Origin of the sequence: Rhodococcus sp. T2V (genome assembly GCF_029269925.1) — a bacterium.
Classification (GTDB): Bacteria; Actinomycetota; Actinomycetes; order Mycobacteriales; family Mycobacteriaceae; genus Rhodococcus_F; species Rhodococcus_F koreensis.
Map to the genome: position 1 here is coordinate 1 of NZ_JARJBD010000057.1, position 26654 is coordinate 26654.

22 protein-coding genes are annotated in these 26654 nt (G+C 69.0%); 14 read left to right on the forward strand and 8 right to left on the reverse strand.

The features are described 5' to 3' along the window. Window positions 1–110: 110 nt before the first annotated feature. The 4 genes from P3H15_RS34895 to P3H15_RS34910 all read right to left on the reverse strand — a co-directional run bounded on the left by P3H15_RS34895 (window position 111) and on the right by P3H15_RS34910 (window position 5523). Window positions 111–449, reverse strand: a complete 339-nt coding sequence (locus P3H15_RS34895; protein ID WP_276141428.1) for a ferredoxin family protein — start codon at window positions 447–449, stop codon at window positions 111–113. Then, complete coding sequence (locus P3H15_RS34900) at window positions 446–2041, reverse strand: FAD-binding protein (protein ID WP_276141429.1); 1596 nt, start codon at window positions 2039–2041, stop codon at window positions 446–448. The genes P3H15_RS34895 and P3H15_RS34900 overlap by 4 nt, the downstream gene beginning before the upstream one ends. A gap of 142 nt (window positions 2042–2183) precedes the next feature. After that, entirely contained in the window at window positions 2184–2612 is a 429-nt protein-coding gene (locus tag P3H15_RS34905) for a pyridoxamine 5'-phosphate oxidase family protein (protein WP_276141430.1), read from the reverse strand. A 1-nt stretch (window position 2613) separates the two neighbouring features. Further along, window positions 2614–5523, reverse strand: a complete 2910-nt coding sequence (locus tag P3H15_RS34910; protein WP_276141431.1) for an FAD-binding and (Fe-S)-binding domain-containing protein — start codon at window positions 5521–5523, stop codon at window positions 2614–2616. 130 nt (window positions 5524–5653) lie between these two features. On the opposite strand from P3H15_RS34910, the gene P3H15_RS34915 reads away from it, so the two are divergent. Together P3H15_RS34915 and P3H15_RS34920 are read left to right on the forward strand one after the other, a co-directional pair. Then, complete coding sequence (locus tag P3H15_RS34915) at window positions 5654–6322, forward strand: DUF998 domain-containing protein (protein ID WP_276141479.1); 669 nt, start codon at window positions 5654–5656, stop codon at window positions 6320–6322. 34 nt (window positions 6323–6356) lie between these two features. After that, window positions 6357–7139 carry a DUF427 domain-containing protein gene (locus P3H15_RS34920; RefSeq protein WP_276141432.1) on the forward strand — a complete coding sequence of 261 codons (783 nt, stop codon included), beginning with the start codon at window positions 6357–6359 and terminating at the stop codon, window positions 7137–7139. On the opposite strand, the gene P3H15_RS34925 is transcribed toward P3H15_RS34920, so the two are convergent. Then, window positions 7136–8431 (reverse strand): NtaA/DmoA family FMN-dependent monooxygenase, encoded by a 1296-nt coding sequence (locus tag P3H15_RS34925; RefSeq protein ID WP_276141433.1) that lies wholly within the window; start codon window positions 8429–8431, stop codon window positions 7136–7138. The genes P3H15_RS34920 and P3H15_RS34925 overlap by 4 nt on opposite strands. 92 nt (window positions 8432–8523) lie before the next feature. Between P3H15_RS34925 and P3H15_RS34930 the strand changes: the two genes are divergently transcribed. From P3H15_RS34930 to P3H15_RS34940, 3 genes are all read left to right on the forward strand, one after another. After that, window positions 8524–10035: an ATP-dependent DNA ligase gene (locus P3H15_RS34930; RefSeq protein ID WP_276141434.1), complete on the forward strand. Its 1512-nt coding sequence runs from the start codon at window positions 8524–8526 to the stop codon at window positions 10033–10035. A gap of 78 nt (window positions 10036–10113) precedes the next feature. Further along, on the forward strand, window positions 10114–10602 hold the full coding sequence (locus P3H15_RS34935) for a hypothetical protein (RefSeq protein WP_276141435.1): 489 nt from the start codon (window positions 10114–10116) through the stop codon (window positions 10600–10602). A gap of 27 nt (window positions 10603–10629) precedes the next feature. Further along, window positions 10630–11358, forward strand: coding sequence for an SDR family oxidoreductase (locus tag P3H15_RS34940; protein WP_346348811.1), 729 nt, complete (start codon window positions 10630–10632; stop codon window positions 11356–11358). Here the strand turns inward: P3H15_RS34940 and mddA are convergent, their stop codons facing one another. Beyond that, the gene (mddA, locus tag P3H15_RS34945) at window positions 11359–12141 is read right to left on the reverse strand and encodes a methanethiol S-methyltransferase (protein WP_276141438.1); all 783 of its coding nucleotides are present in this window, start codon (window positions 12139–12141) and stop codon (window positions 11359–11361) included. Between the two features lie 133 nt (window positions 12142–12274). On the opposite strand from mddA, the gene P3H15_RS34950 reads away from it, so the two are divergent. From P3H15_RS34950 to P3H15_RS34985, 8 genes are read left to right on the forward strand one after another with little or no spacing between them, the layout of a single operon-like run. Beyond that, window positions 12275–15490 (forward strand): SNF2-related protein, encoded by a 3216-nt coding sequence (locus P3H15_RS34950; RefSeq protein ID WP_276141439.1) that lies wholly within the window; start codon window positions 12275–12277, stop codon window positions 15488–15490. Between the two features lie 10 nt (window positions 15491–15500). Continuing rightward, complete coding sequence (locus P3H15_RS34955; protein ID WP_276141440.1) at window positions 15501–16823, forward strand: DUF2786 domain-containing protein; 1323 nt, start codon at window positions 15501–15503, stop codon at window positions 16821–16823. A gap of 15 nt (window positions 16824–16838) precedes the next feature. Next, window positions 16839–18335 carry a DUF3375 domain-containing protein gene (locus P3H15_RS34960; protein ID WP_276141441.1) on the forward strand — a complete coding sequence of 499 codons (1497 nt, stop codon included), beginning with the start codon at window positions 16839–16841 and terminating at the stop codon, window positions 18333–18335. After that, window positions 18332–18937, forward strand: coding sequence for a DUF4194 domain-containing protein (locus tag P3H15_RS34965; RefSeq protein WP_276141442.1), 606 nt, complete (start codon window positions 18332–18334; stop codon window positions 18935–18937). The genes P3H15_RS34960 and P3H15_RS34965 overlap by 4 nt, the downstream gene beginning before the upstream one ends. Beyond that, window positions 18934–22221: an ATP-binding protein gene (locus P3H15_RS34970; RefSeq protein WP_276141443.1), complete on the forward strand. Its 3288-nt coding sequence runs from the start codon at window positions 18934–18936 to the stop codon at window positions 22219–22221. The genes P3H15_RS34965 and P3H15_RS34970 overlap by 4 nt, the downstream gene beginning before the upstream one ends. Then, window positions 22218–23411, forward strand: coding sequence for a DUF3322 domain-containing protein (locus tag P3H15_RS34975; protein WP_276141444.1), 1194 nt, complete (start codon window positions 22218–22220; stop codon window positions 23409–23411). The genes P3H15_RS34970 and P3H15_RS34975 overlap by 4 nt, the downstream gene beginning before the upstream one ends. A gap of 10 nt (window positions 23412–23421) precedes the next feature. Beyond that, on the forward strand, window positions 23422–23838 hold the full coding sequence (locus P3H15_RS34980) for a hypothetical protein (RefSeq protein ID WP_276141445.1): 417 nt from the start codon (window positions 23422–23424) through the stop codon (window positions 23836–23838). A 43-nt stretch (window positions 23839–23881) separates the two neighbouring features. Continuing rightward, window positions 23882–24313, forward strand: a complete 432-nt coding sequence (locus P3H15_RS34985) for a hypothetical protein (protein ID WP_276141446.1) — start codon at window positions 23882–23884, stop codon at window positions 24311–24313. Between the two features lie 27 nt (window positions 24314–24340). Here P3H15_RS34985 and ppk2 read toward each other — a convergent pair whose 3' ends face one another. Beyond that, window positions 24341–25285, reverse strand: coding sequence for a polyphosphate kinase 2 (ppk2, locus tag P3H15_RS34990; protein WP_276141447.1), 945 nt, complete (start codon window positions 25283–25285; stop codon window positions 24341–24343). A 57-nt stretch (window positions 25286–25342) separates the two neighbouring features. Here ppk2 and P3H15_RS34995 point away from each other — a divergent pair, with 57 nt between their 5' ends. Continuing rightward, the gene (locus P3H15_RS34995; protein WP_276141448.1) at window positions 25343–25696 is read left to right on the forward strand and encodes a helix-turn-helix domain-containing protein; all 354 of its coding nucleotides are present in this window, start codon (window positions 25343–25345) and stop codon (window positions 25694–25696) included. Here the strand turns inward: P3H15_RS34995 and P3H15_RS35000 are convergent, their stop codons facing one another. Further along, window positions 25697–26626 carry a phosphodiesterase gene (locus tag P3H15_RS35000; RefSeq protein WP_276141449.1) on the reverse strand — a complete coding sequence of 310 codons (930 nt, stop codon included), beginning with the start codon at window positions 26624–26626 and terminating at the stop codon, window positions 25697–25699. It abuts the gene before it with no gap. Between the last annotated feature and the right edge of the window lie 28 nt (window positions 26627–26654).

Genomic DNA, 26654 nt, shown 5'->3' on the forward strand with positions numbered 1-26654 from the left:
CAACGAACCCCCAGCTCAACCGGGGGTTCGTCCGTCTTCAAAGCCGTAACTTCGGTCTAGCGGCTCCGCCGCCCGTGAGTGGGTAAGGAGTCCCTGGACTCGTTACGCACTCACGGGCGAAGCCTGGGCGGCGGCACACCGTGCGGCAGGGACGGCCCGACCGCGGTGAGCGAGCCGGCGGCGCGCCCCTTCCCCCAGCCGAGTTTCTCGCGGTACCGGCCGATGTGGTCCTCCGGGATGCGCTGACCGTCGACGAGCGGGGTGGACTGCGGGTCGACGTACAGCGCGTCGACCGGGCAGTACGCCTCGCACATGAAGCACGTCTGGCAGTCCGATTGCCGCGCGATCACGGGGATCCCGGTGTCGGTGCGGTCGAACACGTTGGTGGGGCAGGCGTCGACGCACTTGTCGCAGCCGATGCACGCCTCGGCCAGCAGAACCTCGATCACGAGGCCACCCGCAACAGCCCGTCGTGCACCGCGGCGGTCGAGGTCCAGACGTCGTCGAGCCCACCGGTGAGGATGTGGTGGTGCTGGGTGGGGTCGAGGTCGGGATAGTCGGCGCGCTTGCTCATTCCGCGGGTTTCCGTCCGCGCCAGCGTCGAGTGGTACATCCACCGGCCCACCGCGGTGATCGCGGCGGCCTGACGGGCACGCACCCGCTCGTCGCCGGAGTCGCCGCCGAGGCCGGCGGACAGTTCCGTCCACAGCGACTCCAGTTCGCCGAGCGCACCCTGCACACGGGCCCCGTCCCGCAGGTAGTTCTTCTCGTACGGGATGAGTTCGGCCTGCGCGGCCGCGACGACGGCGGACGCCTCCAGCCCCGGTCGCCCCGTCGGGCGCAGCCCGGCCCCGCCGGCGGGACGCAGTTCGCCCGCCGCGACCCGACGTTCGGTTCGCGCAGATCGCGCGGCCCCGGTTCCGGCCCAGCTGCCGGACGACATCGCCCACGCCGAGTTGTGGCTGCCACCGCCGGTGAAGCCGCCGCAGATCCGTTCACGGGTGGCGGCGTCCCCGGCGGCGAACAGCCCGGGCACCGAGGTGGCGCAGGTGTCGTCGACCACCTCGATGCCACCGGTTCCGCGGACCGTGCCCTCGGCGAGCATGCTGACCTCGAAACGGTCGGTGAACGGGTTGATCCCGCGGCGGTCGAACTGCAGGAAGAAGTTCGGCTGCCCGAGCCGCATCTGGCGTTGCACCTCGTCGTCGGCGCGGTCGAGCTGGGCGAACACCGGTTCGGACAGCAACGTTTTCGCGATCACCGACCGCCCCTTGGTGGACCCGGCGCCCTCGAGGACGCGCCCATCGGCGTGGAAGAACGTGGCGTAGCCGTAGTAGGCGGTCTTGGTGATGGTGGAGTTGGCGGGAACGATCGCGTAGGCGTTGGAGAATTCCATGCCGGAGAACGTGGCGCCCACCTCGGCGGCCATCAGCGCACCGTCGCCGGTGTCGACGTTCGTGCCGAGCGCGCGGGACAGGAACGCACAACCGCCGCTCGCGATCACGACGGCGCCCGCGCTGATCCGGTAGTCGCGGTCGTCGTGACGCTGATAGCCCGCCGCGCCGCGCACCCGGCCGTCGGTGTCGACGAGCAGTTCGAGGGCCGGTGAGTGGTCGAGAATCCGGACGCCTGCCTTCTTCACCCACGCGCGCATGCGTCGCATGTATTCGGGCCCTTGCAGTCCGGTGCGGATCTGCCTGCCGGTGTCGGGGTCGACGGGGAACGGGTACCGGCCCTCCTCGGCGAGCAGGTTCATGTTCGCGTACGTCTGGTCGAGGACGCGGTCCATCCAGTGGTGGTCGGCGAGGTGGCCGCCGAGTGCTTCGCGGCTGGCTTTGGCTTTCGCCCGCGCGGACGGGTCGGGGTCGACGTACCAGACGCCGGTGCCCGAAGGCGCGGTGGCGCCGCTGGTTCCGCAGTACCCCTTGTCGACGAGGACGACGTCCGCCCCGGCTTGGCGTGCGCGCAGCGCCGCCCACGTTCCTGCGGGGCCGCCGCCGATGACGAGGACGTCGGTGCTCAGGTCGAGAAGTTCGGTCATGAAGGGCGCTCCTGTCGAGGCGGAACAACTGCCCTCCGACGCTTCCGCACTTTGGGCGTCCTCGCCATCCTCAGAATCACCGTGAACCGAATCGCCCGTGCGTGGTTAACGAGTCCCTGGACTCGTCAACCACGCACGGGCGCTACGCGCCTTTGCCGTAGTCGACGCTCAGCCAGTGCTCCGGCCGCATGCGGATGATGATCGCGTTGTCGTCGTACGCCTGCTCCACGAACGGGTCGACCTCGTCGGCGGGGAGGTAGCGGGCGGCGAGTCCGCGGACGATGTCGGCGGTGGGTGCTTCGTCGAACTCCGCCGGACCTTCGACGCTGACGTACCGGTACGGCGGCTTCTCGTGCTGGGCGACGAGGCTGAAGCGGCCTGCGGCGCGGATCAGCCGCTCCTTCAGCGAGCCGCGCCCGGTCCAGACGTACGGTTGGCCGCCGGGCTCGTAGCCGTACCAGATGGGTACGGCGAGCGGGGCGCGTCCGTCGCGGTCGACGGCGATCACCCCCACGTGCACGTCGGCGAGGAACTTCTGACGTTCGTCACTGGTCATCGACAACTGCGACATTTCAGTCTCCGCTCTGATGATCGGGTTTCGACGGTGGTGCGGGGTCGAGCAGTTGGGCGAGGTGTTTCGATGATCGGTTCGGATCGAGTTGCCGCACCTGCATGTGGCAGCTGAATCCGTCCGTCAGTATTACTGCATCTTGGGGACTCTCGCGCAGGGCGGGGGCGAGTGCCTGCTCCGCGACCTGCATGCTGAGGTCGTAGTGGTCGGCCTCGAATCCGAAGTTACCAGCGACGCCGCAGCATCCGGTGGCTTCCCGCACGCGCGGAACCCCGACGGCCTGCAGTGCCTTCCGCTGGGCCGCCGCGCCGAACACCGCGTATTCGTGGCAGTGCGTCTGCACGGTGACGTCTTCGGGCACCGGCACACTCGGGCTCCACCCGGCCTCGGTGCGTTCGAGCACCGCGCCGGCGAAGCTACGGATGCGGGCGGCGACGCGTCGTGCGGCGTCGGTGTGGACGAGTTCGGGCAGGTCCTTGCGGAATGCGGCGGCGCAGCTCGGTTCGAGGACGACGATGGGCCGGTCGGTGCCGTCGTCGAGGAGTTCGGCAGCCCTGGTGAGTGTCCTGGTGGCCTGTTTCAGCTGTCCGGTGGAGATCCAGGTGAGCCCGCAGCACACGTCGCTGCGGCACTGCGAACTCAGGCCGGCGTCGGCGAGCACCCGTGACGCGGCCCCGACCACCTCGGGGCGGAACCCGCGGGTGAACGTGTCGGCGAGCATCACGACGTCCGCGGCGGCGTCCCGCGACGTCTCCCCCACCTCGCGGCGGATCTGCTTGCGGGACGCGAACTCCGGCATCGACCGGTGCGGGGTGAGACCGCCCAGCCTGGCCGCGACCTTCGCGAGCCGGCCGGCGGTGAGCCGGTTCACGACGGGTGCCGAGCGTTCCGCGACCTTCAGCCACACCGGCAGCCAGCCGAGCGAGTAGTGCGACAGCGGCCGCACCCGCCCCCGGTAGTGGTGGTCGAGGAACTCGGACTTGTACGTGGCCATGTCGACGCCGACGGGGCAGTCGGTGGAGCACGCCTTGCAGGACAGGCACAGGTCGAGGGATTCCTTGACGTCCTCGGACCGCCAGCCGTCGGCGACGGTCGGCGAGTTGCGCACCATCTCCTGCAGGGCGCGGGCCCGTCCCCGGGTGGAGTCCTTCTCGTCCCCGGTGGCGCGATAGCTGGGGCACATCACCCCGCCGGTCGACGCGCGGCAGCGGCCCACCCCGATGCACCCCTGGACGGCATGCACGAACGGTGCGACGGGGACGTCGCTGGTGGGGGTGAGGTCGAAACTGGTCTGCCACGCCCGCGGATTCACGCCGTCGAGCGCGAGGTTGCCGAGCAGCGGTTCGGGCTCGACGATGCTGCCGGGGTTCAGCACGGCCGCCGGGTCCCACAGCCGTTTGAATGTGGCGAACGCCGCCATCATGGTGGGCGTGTACATCATCGGCAGCAGCGCCGACCGGGCGCGGCCGTCGCCGTGCTCACCGGACATCGATCCGCCGAACCGCACACAGAGTTCGGCGGCGCGATGGATGAACCGCGACATCACGTCCCGGCCCTCGTCGGTGCGCTGATCGAAGTTGATGCGGATGTGCATGCAGCCGGCGCCGAAGTGCCCGTACATCACCCCGGTGAGGTCGAATTCGGCGAGCAGCGCCTTGATGTCGACGAGGTAGTCGGCCAGCTGATCGGGTGCGACGGCGGCATCCTCCCAGCCCGTCCAGGATTCGCCGCCCTCGACGAGCCGGGCGGACAGTCCGGCGCCGTCTTCCCGGACCCGCCACAGCGACGCACGTTCCGCCGGGTCCCCGACCACCCGCGAGTCGACGAGGCGTCCGGCCGCGCGCAGCTTCGAAACCAGTTCTGCCCCGCGGAGTTCGACCTCCGCGAGGTCCTCGCCGTCGAGGTCGACGTACAGCCACGCCTGACCGTCGGGCAGCCCGACCACGGAGTCGGCGCCGCGGAGGTGCCGCATGGTGTCGACGATCGCCGAGTCGATGCCCTCGATGGCGGCGGGCGAATAGTCGAGGATGATCGCGTTGTCGCGGGCCGCGTCCACCAGGTCGTGGTATCCGAGGCACAGCAGCATCGCCGCGGGCGGCACCGGCACCAGCGCGACGGTCGCGGCCACGATCACCGCGCACGTCCCCTCGCTTCCCACCAGGGCGCGGGCCACGTCGAATCCGTTCTCGGGCAACAGGTTCGCCAGGTGAAATCCGGACACCTGGCGTGGGATGCGGCCGAGCTCGAGCCGGAAGTCGCCGAGATGCTCCCGCGTCAGCTCGTCGAGTCCGGCGGTGATCCGCGCGGCCTCGCCCACCGCGGGCGTGTCGTCGGGATCGGTGGCCCGCAGCCCGTCGCGGGTGGCGGTCAGCCGGTGCCCGCTCGCGGTCACCACGTCGAGTGCGACGACGTGATCGGACGTGCGGCCGTAGCGGACGGAGTGGTTGCCGCAGGCGTCGTTGCCGATGGCGCCGCCGACCGTCGCGCGGGACTTGCTGGACGGGTCCGGCGCGAAGGTGAACGCGTCGCCCGTCGCCAGTTGCACATCCTTCTGCAGGTCCGTCAGCACGATGCCGGGTTCGACGACGGCGGTGCGGGCGGACGCGTCGACGGCCCGCACCCGGTTCATGTGCCGGGAGAAGTCGAGCACCACTCCCCTGCCGATCGCGTTGCCGGCGAGCGAGGTGCCGCCGCCGCGGCTGGTGACGGGGATGCCGCGGTCGGTGCAGGCCCGCACGATCGCCACCACGTCGGCGGGCGTGTGCGGAAACGCCACGGCCAGCGGCGGCACCCGGTAATTGGAGGCGTCGAAGGAGTACTCGGCGCGCCGGCGCGTTCCGGTGTCGAGGTCGATGCCCAGCTCGGCGAGTTCGGCATGCAGGTCGGCGGCGGGGCGCGTCAGCTCAGCCACGCGCGGCCCTGCCCTCGGAGTCAGCAACCGGAATCGTCGTCAGCGGGGCCATGGCTACATCGTCGAGCCGCCCCCGAAGATTGTCAACAATCCACTCCGTGAGCCGGTACGGTACGGAGGGGTGAGCGTCGTGCGAACGTCTGCACCCGCCCGGCGACAGCTGGCCGTGCGGGTGGGTGGCGCTGCGTGGGTGCTGATCGCACTGTATTTCCTCGCGGAGGTCGTGACCGCGCGGGCCTGGCCGCGGCCGTACCGGGTGCGGACGAATTCCGTCAGCAATCTGGGTGTCACGGGCTGCGACGGGTCGGCGGCCCAGGTCGAGGCCGTCCGGCTGTGCTCGCCGCTGCACGCGGTGATCAACAGTGCCTTCGTGCTGACCGGGGTGCTCATCCTCGTGGGGGCGGTGTGCCTGCGCGGCTTCCTCCCGCCGGGCCTTCTCCGACACGTCGCGCTGGCCCTGTTCGGTATCGCCGCGGTCAGCGCCGCGCTGACGGGTTTGGTTCCGATCGACGTGGACGCCCACCTCCATCAGGTCGTCGCGACCCCGACGTTCGTCGCGCGCAACGCCGCCATGATCGTCGTCGCGGTCGGGCTGTACGGGCGGTGGCGTCTCTTCGCACTGTGGACCGGCCTGTGCTGCCTGGTCGGGATCGTCGGGATGGCGGCGATCCTCCTCCGCGAGGGACCGTTCGGAATCACCGAACGCCTGGCTCTCTACCCGTTCACGGTGTGGGTCGTGACCGCCGGCATCGCCGCGCTTCGCGCCCGTGCGTGGTTGACGAGTCCAGAGACTCCTTAAGCGCACGGGGCGCCGAAGGTGCCACCATGGAGTGATGTCTACAGCCCTCACGCATGCCGCCGCTTCTCAGGAGGTCGCGGAGAACGGCCGCATCTCGATCGAACCCAATCGCAAGCGCATCCGGGTGTTCTTCGGCGGTCAGGCGGTCGCCGACACCACCCGGTCGGTGTACCTGTTCGAGAAGGGACACCTGCCCGTCTACTACATCCCCCGCGACGACGTGAACTTCGACGTCCTCGAGCCCGTCGGCGCGACCACCACCTGCCCGTGGAAGGGCAAGGCGCGGTACTGGGACCTCGTCGTCGGCGACCGTCGTGCCGAGCAGTCGGTGTGGGGTTACGACGAGAAACTCGCGGATTCCCTCGACCTCAGCACATACGTCGCGTTCTACTGGCACCGGATGGACGCCTGGTACGAGGAGGATCAGCAGGTGTTCGTCCACGCCCGCGACCCGTACGTCCGGGTGGATGTGCTGCCGTCGTCGCGGCACGTGGAGGTCTTCGTCGGCGACACCCTCGTCGCCGACACGGTCCGTCCGCGTCTGCTGTTCGAGACGTCGCTGCCGGTGCGCTACTACGTTCCCCGCATCGACGTGCGGTCCGAGTTCTTCACCGCCTCCGACACGAGGACGTCCTGCCCGTACAAGGGGACGGCGTCGTATCTGTCGTTCACCGGGACCGAGAGCACCGATTCGGTGGAGGACGCCGCCTGGTTCTACCCGTTCACCACCGCGGAGGCGTCGGGCATCGACGACCACGTCTCGTTCTACCCGGACCGTGTGCGGATCGTCGTCGACGGCACCCCGGTGGAGAACTAGCGGGCCGGCAGCGGCGGCAGTTCGAGGTTGTCCCGGAACGTGCCGGCCACGTAGTCGTGGCCGACGATTCCGCGCCGCCGCAGTTCGGGTAGCAACCCGTTGACGACGAAGTCCCGGGTTCGTTCGTCGGCGAGCCCACCGAGGGAGATGACGTCGAGAACACCGGCGTCGTAGCGTTCCTGGACGGCGTCGGCGAGTTGCTCGGGTGTTCCCGCGACCGCCCAGTGGCCGGTGTCCTTGGACGCGATGATCAGCTCACGCAGCGTCCGCCCGGACGCGGCGAGACGGCTGAAGATCTCGACCCGGCCGCGGCGACGGTTCACCGATCCGACGTCGGGCAGCACGTCGGCCGGGATCGGTTTGTCGAGCGGCAGTCCGGACAGGTCGATGTCGCCACCGAACATGTCCTCGAGCCGGATCCGGCCCGCGTCGAGGTCGGTGGCCTCCTCCTGCTCCCGGACCAGCCGCCGCACCTCGTCCTCGGACGCGCCGTAGGTGGCGTGGAACGAACTCATGATGAGGGGCAGTCCGTCGGCGCGGCCGAGTTCGGCGGCCCGCGCCCGGATGCTCTTGGTGTAGGTGACGGCGTCCTCGAGGGTGGGCAGCGACGTGAACACCACCTCCGCGAAGCGGGCGCCGAGTTCCACGCCGGCCGCGGATTGGCCGGCCTGGAACTGCACGGGCCGGCGCTGCGGCAGCGGCGGGATGTTGAGCGGACCCTTCACCGTGAAATAGGTGCCCGCATGGTCGATCGGCCGCACCCGGTCGGTGTCGAGTCTGGTTCCTCCGGCTCCGTCGGACGTGAGCGCCCCGGGTTCCCAGCTGTCGAACAGTGCGTTGACGACCTCGAGGGATTCCGTTGCCCGGGCGTACCGCTCCTCGGGGCTGGGGAGGTCGCGGTCGCTGTAGTTCTCCTCACCCAGCGACGACGTCACGGCGTTCCAGGCCGCGCGACCGTTGCTCACGTGGTCGAGGGTGCCGAACAGCCGCGCGAGGTTGTATGGGTGGTGGAACGTGGTGGTCACCGTCGCGATCAGCCCGACGTGCGAGGTCACGGCGCTCAGCGCGGACAGGAAGATCAGCGGTTCCTGCGCGCCGATCGCGCCCTGCGCCCCGAAGCTGAGCAGGTCGGCGGCGAACAGCGCGTCGAACTTGTTCGCCTCCGCGATCTTCGCGATCTCGATCGAGGAGGTGACGGTCGACTGCTGCGGGTCGATCGCCGCCGCATAGGTGCTGACGGCGCCGCTGACTCCCGTCACCGTCTTCAGTGGGCGGCGTCGCGCAGTACTCATTCGCCCAGCCTAGGAACGGCGGGCCGGTCGGCCCAGTGTTCGGATCAGCCGGATTCTGACCGCCCACGACACCGTCCCGCTACCGTCGGGGTGTGCTGTTCTCGCAGATCGTCGCGACGTCCCGGGACGTGGGTGCCAGCCGGTCGCGGAAGGTGAAGGTTGGGGCGCTCCGCGAGGTCCTCACCCGGCTGGAGCCGTCCGAGGTGGAGCCGGTGGTCGCGTGGCTGTCCGGGGAGCTCCGGCAGGGCCGGATCGGAATCGGCTGGCGGACAGTCGCGGACATTCCGGCGACGCCCGTCGACGCCGGGTCGGTCACGGTGTCCGAGGTCGACGGGACCGTCTCCGCCGTCGCCGAGGTCACCGGCTCCGGGTCGGCGGTACGCAGGCGTGAACTGCTCGCGGACCTGTTCTCCCGCACCACCACCGACGAGCGGGATTTCCTGATCCGGCTGGTCACCGGCGACCTCCGCCAGGGCGCACTGGAGGGCGTGATGACGGACGCGATCGCGGCGGCCGCCGATCTTCCCGTCGAACCGGTGCGCCGGGCGTTCATGTTGTCGGGACGGCTGCCCGCGACCGCGGTCGCGGCGTTCGGCGGCGGGGTCGACGCGCTCACCGCGTTCCGGCTGGAGGTGGGACGTCCGGTGCGGCCGATGCTGGCCTCCCCCGCCGAATCCCTCGCCGACGCGTGGACCGAACTCGGCGGCGACGTCAGCGTCGAATACAAACTCGACGGCGCGCGGATCCAGGTGCACCGCAACGGCGACGAGGTGCGGATCTTCACCCGCACCCTGCGGGAGATCACCGGCAGCGTGCCGGAACTGGTCGCACTCGTCGCCGGCCTGCCCTGCACGTCGGCGGTGTTCGACGGGGAGACGCTGGCGCTCACCGACAGCGGCAGGCCGCGGCCCTTCCAGGAGACGATGAGCCGCTTCGGCGCCGAGACCTCCCGCGACCTGCTGCTGCACCCGTACTTCTTCGACTGCCTGCATCTCGACGGCGTCGACCTCTTGGACGCACCCCTCGAGCAGCGGTTGGACGCCCTGGAACGGGTCGCTCCGCAACACCGCATCCCCAGCCTGATCCGGCCCGACAGCGACCGGGCCGCAACTCATTTCGACGACGCACTCGCCGCCGGGCACGAGGGTGTGATGGTCAAGTCGCTCACCGCCCCGTACGCGGCGGGACGACGCGGCCGCGCTTGGCAGAAAGTGAAACCGGAGCACACCCTCGACCTGGTGGTGCTCGGCGCGGAGTGGGGATACGGGCGGCGCACCGGATACCTGTCCAACCTGCACCTCGGGGCGCGCGACCCGGACGGCGGCGCACCGATCATGGTGGGCAAGACGTTCAAGGGCCTCACCGACGCGCTGCTGCAGTGGCAGACGGACGAATTCCCCCGCCACGAACGCCACCGCGACGACCACACCGTGTACCTGCACCCCGACCTCGTCGTGGAGATCGAATTCGACGGCGTCCAGGTCAGCTCCCGCTACCCCGGCGGGCTCGCCCTGCGGTTCGCGCGCGTCCTGCGGTATCGCCCCGACAAGGCGGCCGCCGACGCCGACACCATCGACGCCGTCCGCACCCTGCTTCCGGAGTAAGTGCTCGTCCTGCGTGGCGCCCGCCGGGGCGGTAGCCTCCCCGGCAAACAAGTCGCCGTGCCGCGAGGGGGTCGACCCGTGACATTCGTTTCCCGCTTCGTGCCCTCGTGTGTCGCCCCGGTGGTCGAGGACGCGTACCGGAGGGCGGCCGACGCCGCGGAGGGTCCCGTCCGCGTCGCCGTGTGCACCGTCACCGTGCCGATCGAGGTGGCGAAGACGTCGTTCCACATCCTCCGGCTCACCGAGGAACTGCTCGAAGAGGTCGTGTTCCTGCTGCGGACGATGCGGCCGGTGGTGGAGGCGGTGAGCACGGGCAGGCAGTCCGAGAATGTCGACACGATGTTCCGGACGCTCGAGCAGATCCAGCAGTCGGCCGACGCGATCGCCCGCACGCCGATGGGGGTGGTCCGGAGTGTCTTCGGGCCGGCCCGTCCGGCGCCCGAGCAGGTCGACTATCACCCCACGGTCATCGATGCCGAGCCTCCGACGCCTCCCGGTCTCGCGGTCCGGATCGCGTCGATCACGGTGACGGCGCCGAGCATCACGTTCGGCAGGCCCACGCGCTGACCGCGCCCACCCGGATACGCTCGGATGGTGAGCGAACACATCCTCGTCACCGGTGGATCGCGCGGCATCGGCGCCGCCGTCGTGCGTCTGGCCGTCCGTCGCGGCTATCAGGTGACGTTCACCTACCAGAACGACGAGGAGGCCGCCGACCACCTCGTGCACCAGTGCGGAATCCGCGCCACCGCCGTGCGTGCCGATGTGCGCGACGCCGCACTGGCCGCGGCGGTGGTGGGCGCGGCCGACGAACGCGGGCAACTGGTCGCGGTGGTCAACAACGCGGGGACCACCGGTCCGCTCGGTCCCTTCCTCACCACCACGGACGCGTCGCTGCGGGAGGTGTTCGACGTCAACGTGTTCGGGACGATCAATTACGCCCGCGCGGCGGCCGAGCACTGGGTCCGGGCGGGGCGCCCCGGCGTGCTCGTCAACCTCAGTTCGGTCGCGGCGGGAACCGGGGCACCCGGCGAATACGTCGGCTACGCGGCCTCGAAGGCGGCCGTCGACAGTCTCACGACGGGGCTCGGGCGGGAACTGGCGAGCGCGAACATCCGGGTCGTCGGCGTCGCTCCCGGCACCACCGACACCGACATCCACGCGGCCGCGGGCGACCCGGGGCGACCCGAACGGGTCGCCGGTCGGATCCCCCTCGGCCGGGTCGCGACACCCGAGGAGATCGCCGAGGCGGTGCTGTGGGCCCTGTCCCATCAGGCGTCCTACGTCACCGCCACGACCATCGCCGTCGCCGGCGGTCTGTGACTACCGCGGCTGTGCGCCGCACCTCGGGACGAGCATCGGCACCCGCGTGCGGTAGGTGCGATAGTCGTCGCCGAACGTGTCGATCAGGTCGTGTTCCTCGAAACGCACCGCGACCAGGATGAAACCGGTGGTGCCGACGGCGAACAGCAGACGCCCCCAGGTCATCGTCGGCGCCACCCAGAACGCGATGATGAAACCGGCGTACAGCGGGTGCCGGATCACCCGGTACAGCATCGGTGTCCGAAAGGCGCTGGGCAGAGCCGGCTTCCCGCTCTGGTTCCGCAGCACCTGGCGCACCCCGAACAGATCGAAGTGGTCGATGGCGAACGTCGCGGCCAGCACGAGCGCCCACCCGCCGAGGGACACGACGTAGATCGCGACGCGGACCCAGCTCGTCTCCACGTGCCAGATCTGGTCGGGCAGCGGACGCCATTGCCACATCATCAGCGCCAAAGCGGCCGTGGCGAACAGGACGTAGGTCGAGCGCTCCATCGGTTCCGGGACGATCTTCGTCCAGCGCTTCTTGAACCAGGGCCTGGCCATCACCGAATGCTGCATCGCGAAAATCATGAGTAGCGCCACGTCGACGACCACCGCGACCGCGACGGGGGCGGCGGGACCGTCGTTGATCGTGTGGGGCACGACGAGGCCCTCGACCCATCCGATCGCGTACAGGAACACGACCAGGAACGTGACGTACACGACCGTTCCGTACACGGTGATCAGTGTTCTGGCGACGCCGCCGGAGCGGTGTTTCTGCGGTGCTTCGACCATCTCGGCCATGATGTTTCTCCGATCCATGGGGTTCCCCCGACGCACCGAAGTCTGCGGCCGCGCGACGGGCGCGACCAGTAACCCTGGGGTGAGGGTCACCGCACCCCAGGGACCTGTCGGAGCGGTTGACTACTCTGTCGGCATGCTGCCTGGGGAGTTCCGCGACATCGACGTGGCGTCGATCAAGGCGGTCCTCGGAACCACCACGTACACCCGCGGCGAGCAGTACGCCCGCGACCACGCAGTCATCGAGATGTCGTGGGATCCGGCGGCCAAGGAGCTGTGGGGTGAGGTGGCGGGCACGGCGAGGGAGCCGTACTCGGCGTCGGCGTTCGTTGCGCCCGTTCCCGGCCGCACGGTGTACCGGTACGGAATCTGCACGTGTCCGGTCGGGATGAACTGCAAGCACGTCGCGGCCCTGCTGATCACGGCGATGCGTCAGGCGGCGTCGGATGCGCAGGCGCCTGTCACAGCCTCCTGGGACGGATCGCTGAGCTCGCTGCTCACCCCGGCCGATCCGTTCGGCGATTCCGGCCGCCGGTCGCCGCTCGCCGTCCAGTTCCGGGTCCAGGCGTCGGCCGGGGACTCGGCACCTCAGCTGCTGGTGAAGCCGGTCCAGCCCGGTTCGAAGGGCTGGATCGTCGGCGGGCTGGCGTGGAACAAGCTGGGCAGCCACTTCCAGCATCCCGCCGAGCAGATCCGTGTGCTGCACGAGATCCATCTGCTGGCCGGTGGGGGCATGAACTACCGCCGGCAGAACCACACCGACCTCGACCTCAGTGTCTTTCCGAGCCGCCAGCTGTGGTCGCTGCTCGACGAGGCGGCCAGGGTGGGTGTCGAGCTCCTCCACTCCTCGAAGCGCCTGGGCGCACTCGCCCCCTACCGCTCGGCCGAGATCTGCCTCGACGTCACCCGGAACCACGACCTCGACGCGCTGATCGTGCAAGCGGTGATCGTCGTCGACGGCGAGCGGGTCGACCCGTCGGCCGTGGGCTTCATCGGGCTCCGCGCGCACGGCCTGTTCTACGTCGACGCCGACGAACGCATTCAGCTCGCCCGGCTCGGCTCCCCCGCACCCGCGGCCCTGCAGGACCTGACGCGCCGCCGCACCCGCATCGAGGTTCCCGATTCCGAGGAGCCCCGGTTCCTGACGGAGTTCCTGCCGAAGCTGCGCAACCTGACCACGGTCATCTCCTCGGACGGCTCGTTCGTCCCACCCGCGATCTCGGCACCCACCCTGACGCTGCGGGCCACGTATCTGCCCGACCACGAGGTCACCGTCGACTGGGAATGGTTGTACACCGTCGGGGACGACGAGCACCGCACGCCGCTCACGGCACGGACGTCCGGTGACGAGTTCCGGGACGACGCCCGCGAACGGGCCCTGCTCGCCGAACTCGACATCGACTGGAGCAGATACGGATTGGGGTCGGAAAGCCCCGAGTCGACGCTGCTGCGCGGACTCGACACGATGCGGTTCACCACCGAGGTCGTGCCCCTGCTCGACGGCAAGACCGACGTGTCCATCGACGTCTCCGGCGACCGCGCCGACTACCGCGAGGCCGGCGATTCGCTCGCCATCGGGGTCTCCACCACGGCGTCCACCGGCAGCACCGACTGGTTCGACCTCGGTGTCACCCTCACCGTGGAGGGCCGGGACGTCCCGTTCGACCAGGTCTTCTCCGCGCTCAGCGCCGGAAAGTCCGAACTGCTCCTGCCCGACGGCGCCTACTTCTCCCTCGACAAGCCCGAACTCCACACATTGCGGAAGCTGATCGACGAGGCCCGCGCCCTCCACGACCGCGCCGACGGAACGCTGCGGCTCAGCCGGTTCCAGGCGAGCCTGTGGGACGAGTTCGCGGCCCTCGGCACCGTGGAGCGCCAGGCGAAGGCGTGGCGGCAGCAGGTGGACGGCCTGCTGGCCCCGGGCACCGTCCACCGGGTCGACGTCCCGGGCACGCTCGACGCGCAGTTGCGCCCGTATCAGCTGGAGGGGTTCCGCTGGCTGGCGTTCCTCTGGGAGCACGGGCTCGGCGGCATCCTCGCCGACGACATGGGGCTCGGCAAGACCCTGCAGGCGCTGGCACTGATCTGCCATGCACGGCAGTCGAATCCGGCCGCGCCGCCGTTCCTCATCGTGGCCCCCACCAGTGTCGTGTCGAACTGGGAGTCCGAATCGGCGCGCTTCGCCCCGGACGCGCAGGTCGTCGCGATCGGCGACACCCTGAAACGACGCAAGGTTCCGCTGGACGATCTGGTGCAGGGCGCCGACGTCGTCGTCACGTCGTACACCCTGTTCCGTTTGGAGTTCGAGGCGTACGCGGGATGCACGTGGTCGGGGCTGATCCTCGACGAGGCGCAGTTCACCAAGAACCACAAGTCGAAGATCTACCAGTGCGCCCGCCGGCTGGAGGCCCCGTTCAAGCTGGCGATCACCGGCACGCCGATGGAGAACAACCTGATGGAGTTGTGGGCGCTGCTCTCCATCACCGCCCCGGGACTCTTCCCGAATCCGGCCCGGTTCACCGACTACTACCGCAGGCCGATCGAGCAGCAGGGCGACGCCGAACTCCTCGCGCAGCTGCGCCGCCGCGTCAAACCGCTGATGTTGCGCCGCACCAAAGAGCAAGTGGTGAAGGATCTTCCGGCCAAGCAGGAGCAGGTGCTCGACGTCGACCTGCACGCGAAGCACCGCAAGATCTACGACACCCACCTGCAGCGTGAGCGGCAGAAGATTCTCGGTCTGCTCGCCGACGTCGACAAGAACCGCTTCACGATCCTGCAGTCGCTGACCTTGCTGCGGCAGCTGAGTCTCGACGCCGGACTGGTCGACGACGAGTACCGGGACGTCCCGTCCGCCAAGGTCGACGCGCTGCTCGAACAGCTCGCCGACGTCGTCGCCGGCGGCCACCGGGCGCTGGTGTTCAGCCAGTTCACCGGGTTCCTGGGGAAGGTCCGCGATCGCCTCGACGACGCGGGCATCGCGCACGCCTACCTCGACGGCGGCACCCGGCGCCGCGGCGACGTGCTCCGCGATTTCAAGGAGGGCGACGCCCCGGTGTTCCTGATCAGCCTCAAAGCCGGCGGCTTCGGGCTGAACCTCACCGAGGCCGACTACTGCTTCATCCTCGACCCCTGGTGGAACCCGGCCACCGAGGCGCAGGCCGTCGACCGGGCGCACCGTATCGGGCAGACCCGCAACGTGATGGTGTACCGGCTGATCGCGAAGGACACCATCGAAGACAAGGTGATGGCGCTGAAGGAGAAGAAGTCGGCGCTGTTCGCGAGCGTCATGGACGCCGACACCCTGCTCAGCTCCACCCTCGACGCCGACGACATCCGCAGCCTGTTCGAGTGAGGAGTGCACAGTGAGCCGGAACAGTCAGCAGAACCGCGCTGCACGCAAACGCAAGAAGCAGCAGCGTGGCAATGCCAGGGAGCAGCGTGCACCCCGTCCCGAGGTCGAGGGTGCCGAATCCTTGGTGTTCGCGGGAATCGAGTTCGCGTACGGGCCCTCGGCGAATCCCGAGTCACTGCGGCGGACGGTCCGTCAGCTGGCCGATCTCGAGGGTTCCCGGTTCGCGGACCCTGTTCTGGACTGGGTCTCCCGGATCCTCGACGGGTCGATGGACCACGTGTTCGGCACGGGGTGGCAGCCGACGGAATTCGTGCACGCGGTGCGCCGGGAATTCGGCACACGCGCGGCTCGGCTGACGGTCACGGTGATCGGTGCGCACGCGGGCCGCACGTCGGCGCACAAGACCGCGCCGGCTCAGTGGCGGGACCAGCTCGACGAGCTGGGTATCGCACCGGACAGCGCACCCGCCCGCGGCTACCTGTCCGCGTGGTGTGCCTCGGAGAACGCCGACCCCACCGACACCTGGACGGCAATCCTGTCGTTCCTCGGCTACTGCAGTTACCTGATACCGCTGACGCCGCTGCTCGCGGCCCCGGCGAACTGGAGCGAGGGAACGGCTGCCTCGTCATCTGCTTCCCGAGGGCCCGAACCCAAGATCCTGGCCCGCATCCGCGGTCTGCTGGCGAAGGCCGAAGCAACTCCGTACGCGGAGGAGGCGGAAACGCTCTCGGCGAAGGCGCAGGATCTGATGACTCGCTATGCCATCGACAGCGCCGTCGTCGACGCCGCCGCGCACACCTCGCTGCGTGATCGGGTCGTCACCCGCCGGCTGCTCGTCGACAACCCGTACCCCGAGGCGAAGGTGCAGCTACTGCAGTGTGTGGCTGACAGCAACAGCGTCCGCGTCATCTGGCATCAACGATTCGGCCTCGTCAGCACGGTCGGGATGCCGATCGATCTCGATCTCTGCGAGATGCTGTTCACCTCACTTCTGGTTCAGGCGTCACACGCGCTGAGCGAGGCGGGCGGTGACCGGGTGAAGCGAACCCCCAGTTTCCGTCGCTCGTTCCTCCTCGCGTTTGCCACCCGGATCGGGGAACGGCTGGCGATCGCCCGGGATCAGGCCGGCCGGGATGCGTCCAGCCAATACGGCAAAGAGTTGGTGCCGATCATGGCCGAACGCAGCGAGGCGGTGGGTTCGGTGTTCGAGGCGCAGTTCCCGTCGGTCGTCACGACGTCGCATTCGGTCACCAATGCGCACGGCTGGCAGGCGGGTCGCGTGGCCGCCGAGCTGGCAGATCTGACCGGTGGCCGGGAACGACTGACCGACTGAAACGAGAGGAGTCCGATGTCCATCGCCGCCGACGTCCATCGGCTTCTTCGCCTGCGCCAGGACCATGCCGCGTGGACGCTGCTGCGGGCCGACACGGCGCCGGCGATTCTGGCGCTGCTGGGCCGGCACTTCGACCACGGGACGCGCCGCCTCCCCGCTCCGGAACTGTTCGCCCGCTTGGACTCCGACCTTCAGACGATGCGCGACGAGGGCCTCGACTTCCCGCGCACCGGTCAGGCGTACTGCACCGAGTGGGTGCGGTCCGGTTATCTGCTCCGCCGCGCAGCGCTCGGTACCCGTGAAGAGACTCTGGAGCCGACCGAGGGCGCGTTCGCCGCGATGGTGTTCGTCGCGAATTTCACCAGTCAGGCGAGTTCGGCCACCGAATCCCGCCTGACCACGCTCTCCACCCAGTTGCAGGCTCTGGCCCGGGATTCCGATCCGCGCAAGGAAACTCGTCTCACCGCGCTGCTGACCGAACGGGCGGCGATCGATCAGCAGATCGCGGCGGTGGAGTCGGGGGTTTTCCCGGTCCTCGACGGCGATCGTGCCGTCGAGCGTTCCGCGGAGATTCTCGCGCTGGCCTCGGAGGTCCCCGCGGACTTCGCCCGGGTCCGCGCCGAACTGGAGGAACTCAACCGTGATCTGCGGGCGCGCATCCTCGACGACGACGGTGACCGCGGCGACACCCTGGGAGATGTTTTCCGCGGCGTCGACCTGATCGGGGACTCCGATGCCGGCCGCAGCTTCACCGCGTTCTACGACATGATTCTCGATCCGGCCCGGTCGTCGCAGATCGACGAGTGGATCGACGCGGTGCTGCAGCGGCCGTTCGCCGCGATGCTGACCACCGATCAGAGGTTACGGTTCCGGACGTTGCTGACGGAGATGGAAACGGCAGGCTCCGAGGTGCATTCGACGATGACCTCGCTGTCCCGGTCGCTGCGTCACTTCGTCCAGTCTCGTCACTACGAGGAACACCGCAGGCTGCAGCGGTTGCTGCGCACCGCGCAGCAGAGTGCCGTCGCCGTGGCCAAACGTCGTAGGCCCTACGACCTGCTCGACCTCGACCTGGTGCGGGTGGGTATGACCCTCGAATCGGTCGCAGCTCTGCGCCTGCACAACCCCGCCGACAACCTCGTCACCGAACCGGTGCTCACCCACGACGCCGGCACCGTCGATCTCGACGAACTCCGAAGGCTCGTCCGAGAATCCGAGATCGACATGGACGAATTGTCCGACAACGTCGCGGCCACTCTGCGGGTGCACGGTCGCGCCACGATCGGTGACGTCCTGCGCGACTACCCCGCCACTCAGGGACTCGCGAGCGCGGTGGGATTGATGGTCCTTGCCACCCACCACGGGCACGCGATCGACGGCACCGAGGACATTCAGTGGGTGTCGGGAGCCGGCGTCGCACGCCGGGCGACGATTCGGCGTCGCCTGTTCGATCCGGCGGCCGACGAGTTCACCACCCGGCCGGCATTCGAACCCACGGGGAGCCCGACATGACCGACGAGCCGACGACCCGCGGCCAGTACCCCGGAGACACCGGCGAACTGGATGTGGAGACGCGGCGCGCCTTCGTGCAACTGCTCAAGGGCCCGCTCGTCACCGCGGCCAAGCATCCCGAGGTGTGGCGCGCGGTGATCCGGGACGAGCGCCTCCTCCGGTCCCGGCTCGCCGACGTGTTTCTCGTTCTCGTCATCGACGACGAGAACGAGCTGGCGTTCACCCGCCCCGCCGAAACCGGCGACGCCAGTACTCCCACGGTGCTGCGCACCGAGCGTCTGACCTTCATGGACACGGTCATGCTGCTCGCGTTGCGCCAACGTCTGCTGCGCGCGCAGCCGGGTGAACGGGTGATCGTCGATCTCGACGAACTGCGCGAACAGCTCGAGATGTATCGCGCGGCGAGCGACACCGACCCCGCCGGCTACGCGAAGCGCATCAACGCGTCGTGGAAGAAACTCGACAAGTATTCGCTGCTCACCAAGACCTCGACCGACGATCGGATGGAGGTCTCCCCGGTGTTGCGGCAGCTGTTCGACGCCGAACAGGTCGCTCTCGTCGAGGCGGAGTTCCGGCGGATTCTGGAGGAGGGCACACCGTGATCCATCCCGGTCAACGCCGACTCGCGCGCGTGCAGGTCGTCAACTGGGGGACGTTGCACGGCCACCACGATCTCGCGGTGGCCCGCAAGGGTTTCCTGATCACCGGCAATTCCGGCTCCGGCAAGTCCACGCTCATCGATGCCATCTCGGCGGTGCTGGTCCCGGGCAATCAGCTGCGGTTCAACGCGGCCGCGCAGGAGGCCACGAACTCGGGGCGCAACTTCGTCACGTACATCCGGGGTGCGTGGCGGAGGGAGGCGGGCGCGGACACGGAGGGGCTGGTCGCGTCGTACCTGCGCACCGGCGCGACGTGGAGCGGCATCGCCCTGACCTACCGCGTGGGCACCGACGATCCGCCGATCACCCTCGTCAAGCTCATGCATCTCGGGCGGGGGCAGAACGCGGCGGGCGATGTCAGCCACCTCCATCTCATTCTCGACCACGAACTGGACCTGACGGATTTCGGCGCGTTCATGGCCCGCGGTATCGACACGAGGGGAATCCGGAAGCGGTGGCCGGAGGCGGCCGTCAACCCCACGTACGCGCCGTTCGCCCGCAGTTTCCGCTCCCGTCTGGGCATCTCGACGGAAGGTGCACAGCGACTGCTGCATCGCACGTTGTCCGCGAAAAGCCTCGGCAGCCTCGACCAGTTGTTCCGCGACTACATGCTCGACACCCCGAGCACGTTCGCGATGGCCGAGCGCGCGGTCAACCAGTTCCACGATCTGCAGGAGGCCCACCGCGTCGTCGTCGACGCACGGCTTCAGGTCGAGATGCTCACACCGCTCGTCGACCTGGCCGACACGCGGCGCCGCGGCCTTCAGGCCCTGCGGGACACGGAGGAGGAGAACGCGCATCTCGGGGCGGTTCACGCCGAGATGACGCTGTCGCTGCTGTGCGGTGATCGCACCGAACGCCACGCCCTGACTCCCCTGCTGGAGTCGGGCGCGGCCGAGGCCACGGCAGCGGCCGAACGCGCCCGCCAGGAAACCCTCGATCTGACCGTGAAACTCGAGGGCATCGGGGGCGGCCGGCTGGCCACCCTCCACGCGCAGCGAGACGCAGAACTGAAGACGTTGGCCCGGGTGCGTGCCAGGCGGGATCGGATCGCCGAGGCGGTGTCGGCCTGGGAGGGAACCGTTCCCGGGACCGCCGAAGAGTTCGCACGGTTGCGCGGGCAACTCGAGGATCAGTTGCGGCAGGCGTCCACCACCCACGAGGAGCGGTTCGGTGACCGCTACCCCCTCGCCGAACAGCGCGGCACCGCGCAGAAGGAGCGCGCCGAGCTCATCACCGATCGGGAGATCGTCGCCCGAAGACGCTCCAACATCGATCCGGGACTGCTGCGCGCCCGCGAGTCGATCTGTTCCGCCGCCGGCATCCCCGATGACGCCGTACCGTTCGCGGGCGAGTTGATCGCGGTCCGGGACGAGCACTCCGAGTGGACCGGCCCCATCGAGCGGGTCCTCGGCGGCCTCGGGCGCACCGTTCTCGTCCCGGAGGAGGTGTATCCGGCGGTCGCGGCAGCCGTCGACGCCACCCACCTCGGCGCGCGGCTCGTGTATCGCCGGGTGCGGGTCGGCGCCACACCGACGACGGTGCCGAAGACCGGGGCCCTGTCGCTGGTGCGCCGAGTGGAGGTCACGGACGGTCCGCTCGCCCCCTGGATTCACCACCATCTCGCCGACCGCTACGACTATGCGTGCGTCGACACCGCGGCCGGCTTCGCGGATCACACCCGCGCCGTGACACGTGCCGGGCAGGTCAAACACTCCACGGAGCGGCACGAGAAGGATGACCGCAGCCGCATCGACGACCGGCGGCGGTGGGTTCTCGGATTCGACAACGAAACCAAACTCGAGGACATTCGCCGACGAATCGCGGAACTCGACGTCACGATCGAGGGCATCACGAGCCGACTCGACGCGCTGGACCGTGAGGATCAGCGGATCGCCCGGCAGAATCGCGCCGCGCAGACAATCCTCGATGCGCAGTGGGCGGATGTCGACATCAGCGCGGCGCAGGCCTCCGTCGACGCGGTGGACGGCCGCCTCGACTCCTGGCGGCAGGACAACCCGGAGCATTCCGCGGTGTCGGCTGACCTCGAGCTCGCGAGGAAGGCGGAGGACGAGGCCGACGCGGCCCGGCGTCAGGCGGACACAGCTTTGACGGTGCACCGGACGGCGCTCACGGAACTCGAGGCGAGGATCGCGCAGGCCGAACTCGACGCAGGCGAAACGGCTCCCGATGCGGTGGCTGCCCGGATCAAGGCGCGGTTTCAGAAGTTCGCGCGCCGAGTCACATCGGACAATATCGACAGGGCGCTGTTCGAGGTCGGCCAGGGCATCGGCAAGGACAGGGGTGAGGCGCAGAACGCGGTGTCTGCCGCCGGCGCGTCGATCGTCCGGATCCTGTCCCAGTACCTGGCGCGGTGGGAGTCCCGCGGCGGTGAGTTGAGGGTCGACGCCGAATACGTCGACGACGCCCTGGCGATTCTCCAACGGCTGCGCTCCGACGGTCTCCCCCGGTACGAAGATCGGTTCTTCCAGCTGCTGCACGACCAGTCACACCGCAACATCGGCGAACTCGCTCGCACGATCCGCAAGGCGCCGGCGGAGATCCGTTCCCGGATCGACCCGGTGAACGACTCATTGCACCGCTCCGCGTTCGACACCGACCGGTGGTTGCGCATCGACGTCCGCGAGCGACGTTCGCCGGCGGCGGCCGACCTGCTGGACGACCTGACCCGGATCACGAGCGGTGGTTGGGACATCGAGCAGCGTCCCGCGGCCGAGGAGCGATTCGAGCGGATGGCGGCGGTGCTGGAGCGTCTGGCCTCGAAAGAGCCCGCGGATCAGCGTTGGCAGCGGCAGGTCCTGGACACCCGCCTGCACGTGGGATTCATCGGCGTCGAGATCGATGGCGCCGGAGAGGCGCGCAACTACCACGATTCGAGCTCCGGCCTGTCCGGCGGTCAGGCACAGAAACTCGTGTTCTTCTGTCTGGCAGCGGCATTGCGGTATCAGCTCGCACCCGACGGCGCAGACCTTCCCCGTTACGGCACGGTCATCCTGGACGAGGCGTTCGACCGCGCCGACTCCGCGTACACACGCCGGGCGTTGGACGTGTTCGCGCAGTTCGGTTTCCACATGGTGCTGGCGACGCCGCTGAAGTTGCTCGGCACACTCGAGGAGTACATCGGCGGTGCGGTGACCGTGAGTATCCGCGACCGGATGCACACCGAACTCAGCCTCATCGAATTCGACGACGTGGGTAGTGCATGAGCACCCGATGCGTTCTGCCGCCCGTAGCCGCTGCGAAGGCACTGGCCGCCTACAACAGTCGCCGACGACGCTGGCTGGCCGACTCCGTTTTCGCCGATCAGGATTCGCTGACGGTGGCGCTGCATCCGCCGTCCGAGCAGCAGATTGCCGAGGATCCCGACACGGTCGTCGCGTGGGTACGCGCCTGGCGCGGCTACGCCGGCGACGGCCGGGTGGAGTGGGCGACGCGGCGGTGGCCGAGCTTCGGCACCCAGGAGGTGCCGGTGCGGCTGACGCTGGCCGGGGCCGGCCGGATCGCGTCCGCGGGTGGCCGCGAGGCCGAATGGCGCGCCCTGGTGATGCGCCGTGATGCCCTCGTCGACCGTCTCGGTCCCGGCACCCCGGAGTTGTCGGCCGCGGTTGCCGCGACCGCGGCGAAATGGCTCGAGCTGGACGACGACGACTTCGGCAGGCTGACAACCATTGCACGGTGGTTGAACGAGCACCCGGATTCCGGGTATTTCATTCGTCAGCTTCCCGTTCCGGGGGTCGACACGAAATGGCTCGCGCGTCACCGCGGCGTGGTGGAGTCGCTACTCGACGGCGTTCGCGGCAGCCGGGACCTCGGCATCCGAAGCCTTCCCCACCTGCGCGATCTCGCGTTGTGCGATCCCGGTCTGCTGGCGGGCAGTCCGCGACGCTTCGCCACCTCCCTGGAGGAACTCACCGCGTTGCCGCTGAACCCGGCGCGCACCCTGATTCTCGAGAACAAGGAGGGCCTGTACGCGCTCCCGCCACTGGCAGACACCGTGGCGGTGCACGGTGGCGGCTACACGGTCCACGAACTGGCCGAAGTCCCGTGGGTGGTCGACTCGGAAGTCTGGTACTGGGGCGACCTCGACAGTCACGGGTTCGCCATCCTCGACCGCCTGCGCCGGCACCTTCCGCACGTGCGGAGCCTGCTGATGGATCAGGCCACCCTGGATCGGTGGCGGGGTCTCGCGGTCCGGGAGCAGTCACCGACGTTCAACGAAGTGTCCCACCTCACCGCGTCCGAGGCCGCCGCCCTGGAGTCTTTGCGCGAGGGTGATCTCCGCCTGGAGCAGGAACGCATCCCCTGGCCGTACGTGCTCGAGCAACTGCTCGCCGCCTTCGTTCGGGACCTGTCAGCTCCGTCCTCCGGCTGCGACGCCCGTCCGGGCAGCAAGTAATGTCCGATCCATGCCTCGTTACACGCTCCCCCTGCGGAACAACCCCCGCCCGGACGCACCGGAGTCCGTGAGCCGCCATGTGCCGTTCTACTGCGCGCACGAGGCGGCGGCCGTGGCGTGGAAGCGGGCGCTCGTCGAGGCGTGCGGCGACCAGCTCGACCCGGTCACGCAGACCGCCGTGGTGAACGTCGTCAGCAACTTCGGGCGCGAACTGTTCACCGGCGACGCGGACGTCGTCGTCACGCTGGATCGGATCGGCACCACGTCGCTGACGCTGCTGATCACCATCGAGCAGGACGGCGTGCAGGCCGCCGAGGTGACCGCCACACTCGTGCAACTGGATTCGAGCCGCGTGAACTCGGCGCCGTGGTCGCCGGCGCAGATCGCCGCGTTCGAGACATTGCGCGATGCTCGAGCTGTCGCCTGACCTGGGCCATCGAAGTTTCAACCACGCCTGATCTGGGCATTTGATGGTTATGAGTATCGAAGACGGGCCCGGTGACACGCTGAGCCCCAGCGAGAGCCTGGACTCCGACGACGTGCGCAACAACGACGGCGACGACGTCGTCGATCCGCCCGACGGCTGGAGTGAGGCCGACCGGTTCGGTACCACCTTGCGTGAGGAGCGCGAGGGTGAGTCGCTCGACGAGAAGTTGTCCGAGGAGGAGCCCGATACCCCGCTGGAACCGCAGTCGGAGGTGTCGTTGCGGGATCTGCCCGACGACGAGCTGACCGAGGACGTCGACCGGGTCATCGACGACGAGGAGATCGACATTCCGGTGTTCGGCACCAAGCACGCCTCCGTCGTCGAGGGTGTCATCGTGGAGGACTCGCGCACCGACCGCGGTCAGATCGACGGGTCCGCCGAGGACGGCGACTCGTTCTTCACGGTCCTCGACTGACCCTCAGCCTCGACGACGGCATCGTGGTCAGACGTTGGGGAACGCGTCGGCCGGGCGCTCGCCCTCGTCGTAGACCGTTGCGGGAGAACCGATGAGGAGTGAATCGGGTTTGCCGACGAGGCGTGCGTCCTTGCCGGTGTAATCGAAGCGGTGCAGGATCCAGCGGATCGCCTCGAGCCGGGCCCGTTTCTTGTCGTTCGATTTCACGACGGTCCACGGCGCGTGCGGGGTGTCGGTGTAGAACAGCATGGCCTCTTTCGCCTCGGTGTAGGCGTCCCACTTGTCGAGGCTCGCGAGGTCGGTGGGTGAGAGTTTCCACTGCTTGACGGGGTCGGTGCTGCGGGAGACGAACCGGGCGTGCTGCTCTTCCCGGCCCACGGAGAACCAGAACTTCACGATGTGGATGCCCGACTGCACCAGCATCCGCTCGAACTCCGGCGCGGATCGGGTGAACTCGAGGTACTCGTTGGGGGTGCAGTAGCCCATGACGCGTTCGACGCCGGCCCGGTTGTACCAGGAGCGGTCCATCATCACGATCTCCCCGCCCGCGGGCAGGTGCTGCACGTAGCGCTGGAAGTACCACTGGGTGCGTTCGCGTTCGGTGGGCTTCTCCAGCGCCACCACCCGCGCGCCACGAGGGTTGAGGTGTTCGGTGAACCGTTTGATCGCGCCACCCTTTCCTGCGGCGTCGCGGCCCTCGAAGATGATGACGACCTTCTCGCCGTTCTCCTTCACCCAGGCCTGGAACTTGAGCAGTTCGATCTGCAGTTTCCGCTTGCGGTTCTCGTACTGCCGCCGCGTCATCTTCTTGTCGTACGGGTAGCCGTGCCGCCAGGGCTCGTCCTCGTCGTCGGCCGCGTGTTTGCGGCCGGACTTGCGCAGCAGCTCCCCGATTTCGTCGATCTCCGGGGTCACGTCGATCTGGTCGGCGCGTGCGAGTTCGAAGGCTGTGGGATCGCGCAACTCGTCCATTCTCAAAGGCTACCGCCCTCAGGCCTCGCCGGCGGGACTCATGAGATCGTGGACCACATGAGCATCGACCACATCGTTTCCGCGCTCGGCTCGACGGCCGCGGCCGAGCTTCGGACCGCCCTGGACGGGTCGCCGGTCGTCACCCTCGACGGGATGGTGCTGCCCGACTCCGCGCGGGACGCCGTCCTCGAACTGCTCGCTCTCCTCGCCGACGGTCAGAGCGTGGCGCTCGGCGCGGTGACCGACCTGCTCACCACGTCGCAGGCCGCGGAGATTCTCGGCGTCTCCGACACCTATGTCCGCCGGCTCGCCGATTCCGGCGCGCTGCCCATCGAGATGCGCGGCACCCATCGCCGGTTCCGGCTCTCCGACGTCATGGCCTACCGGGAGCAGTTCCCGCGCAGCAGCTGATCAGACCCGGACGGGCTTGACGGCCTGCTCGCCGGCGTCGGGGATCCGCACGCCCTCCGCCGCGAGCCGCTGCTCGGTTTCCTCTGCGGTGACGTATTCGCCGATGGTGTCGTAGCTGCCGATCGGGACCACCGAGTGCACGACCGTCTCCGGGTACACGTGCACGAGGTTGTAGCCCTGGGCGCCGTCGCGTCCGCGCAGCGCCCCGGCCGGGACGTTGAGGTCCTGGGTGTAGCAGGTGGCCGACGCGACGGAAACCGGGATGCCCGCGAACGTCGCCGTCGTCGAGTAGTGCAGATGTCCCGCGAGGATCGACCGGACGTCGCTGCCGCGGAGCACGTCGGCGAGGCGCGGCTGATCGCGCAGTTCCACCAGCACCGCCAGGTCGAGGACGCACGGCACCGGCGGGTGATGCAGCGCCAGGATGGTCCCGTGCGGCGCCCGGACTGCGAGTTGCTGTGCCAGCCATATCAATTGGCTCTCGGAGATCTCCCCGTGGTGGCGCCCGGGGACCGTCGTGTCGAGGGTGATGATACGCAGCCCGTCGACGTCGTGGACGTCATCGATCGGCTCGTACGACGGTTCCTGCCCGAGCAGTTCCGTCCGGAAGTGGCCGCGGTCGTCGTGGTTGCCCATCGCCCAGATCACCTGCGCACCGAGCGACGTGGCCACCGGTTCGACGATCCCCCGCAGCTTCTCGTAGGCGCCGGGCTGACCGCGGTCGGTGAGGTCGCCGGTGAACACCAGGGCGTCCGGTCGGGCGTGCGACGCCTCGATGTCGGTGAAGATCTGCCGCAGCGTGGCCTCGCTGTCGACGGCCCCGTACAGCAGGCCGTCGTCGACCAGATGGGTGTCGGTGAGGTGGAGAAGGCAATGCGTCGGTCGCGGATATTCGGCCGTCCGCATGTCGGCTGCCTCTGTGCCGCTCATCGGTCTCTCGCTTCCGCTCGCCCCGACG

Excerpts from the sequence above, each read along its gene's own strand:
- P3H15_RS34900 (WP_276141429.1), bottom strand. The coding sequence starts at position 2,041 with ATGACCGAACTTCTCGACCTGAGCACCGACGTCCTCGTCATCGGCGGC.
- P3H15_RS34905 (WP_276141430.1), bottom strand. The coding sequence starts at position 2,612 with ATGTCGCAGTTGTCGATGACCAGTGACGAACGTCAGAAGTTCCTCGCC.
- P3H15_RS34920 (WP_276141432.1), top strand. The coding sequence starts at position 6,357 with ATGTCTACAGCCCTCACGCATGCCGCCGCTTCTCAGGAGGTCGCGGAG.
- P3H15_RS34925 (WP_276141433.1), bottom strand. The coding sequence starts at position 8,431 with ATGAGTACTGCGCGACGCCGCCCACTGAAGACGGTGACGGGAGTCAGC.
- mddA (WP_276141438.1), bottom strand. The coding sequence starts at position 12,141 with ATGGCCGAGATGGTCGAAGCACCGCAGAAACACCGCTCCGGCGGCGTC.
- P3H15_RS34950 (WP_276141439.1), top strand. The coding sequence starts at position 12,275 with ATGCTGCCTGGGGAGTTCCGCGACATCGACGTGGCGTCGATCAAGGCG.
- P3H15_RS34960 (WP_276141441.1), top strand. The coding sequence starts at position 16,839 with ATGTCCATCGCCGCCGACGTCCATCGGCTTCTTCGCCTGCGCCAGGAC.
- P3H15_RS34965 (WP_276141442.1), top strand. The coding sequence starts at position 18,332 with ATGACCGACGAGCCGACGACCCGCGGCCAGTACCCCGGAGACACCGGC.
- P3H15_RS34975 (WP_276141444.1), top strand. The coding sequence starts at position 22,218 with ATGAGCACCCGATGCGTTCTGCCGCCCGTAGCCGCTGCGAAGGCACTG.
- P3H15_RS34980 (WP_276141445.1), top strand. The coding sequence starts at position 23,422 with ATGCCTCGTTACACGCTCCCCCTGCGGAACAACCCCCGCCCGGACGCA.
- P3H15_RS34985 (WP_276141446.1), top strand. The coding sequence starts at position 23,882 with ATGGTTATGAGTATCGAAGACGGGCCCGGTGACACGCTGAGCCCCAGC.
- ppk2 (WP_276141447.1), bottom strand. The coding sequence starts at position 25,285 with ATGGACGAGTTGCGCGATCCCACAGCCTTCGAACTCGCACGCGCCGAC.
- P3H15_RS34995 (WP_276141448.1), top strand. The coding sequence starts at position 25,343 with ATGAGCATCGACCACATCGTTTCCGCGCTCGGCTCGACGGCCGCGGCC.
- P3H15_RS35000 (WP_276141449.1), bottom strand. The coding sequence starts at position 26,626 with ATGAGCGGCACAGAGGCAGCCGACATGCGGACGGCCGAATATCCGCGA.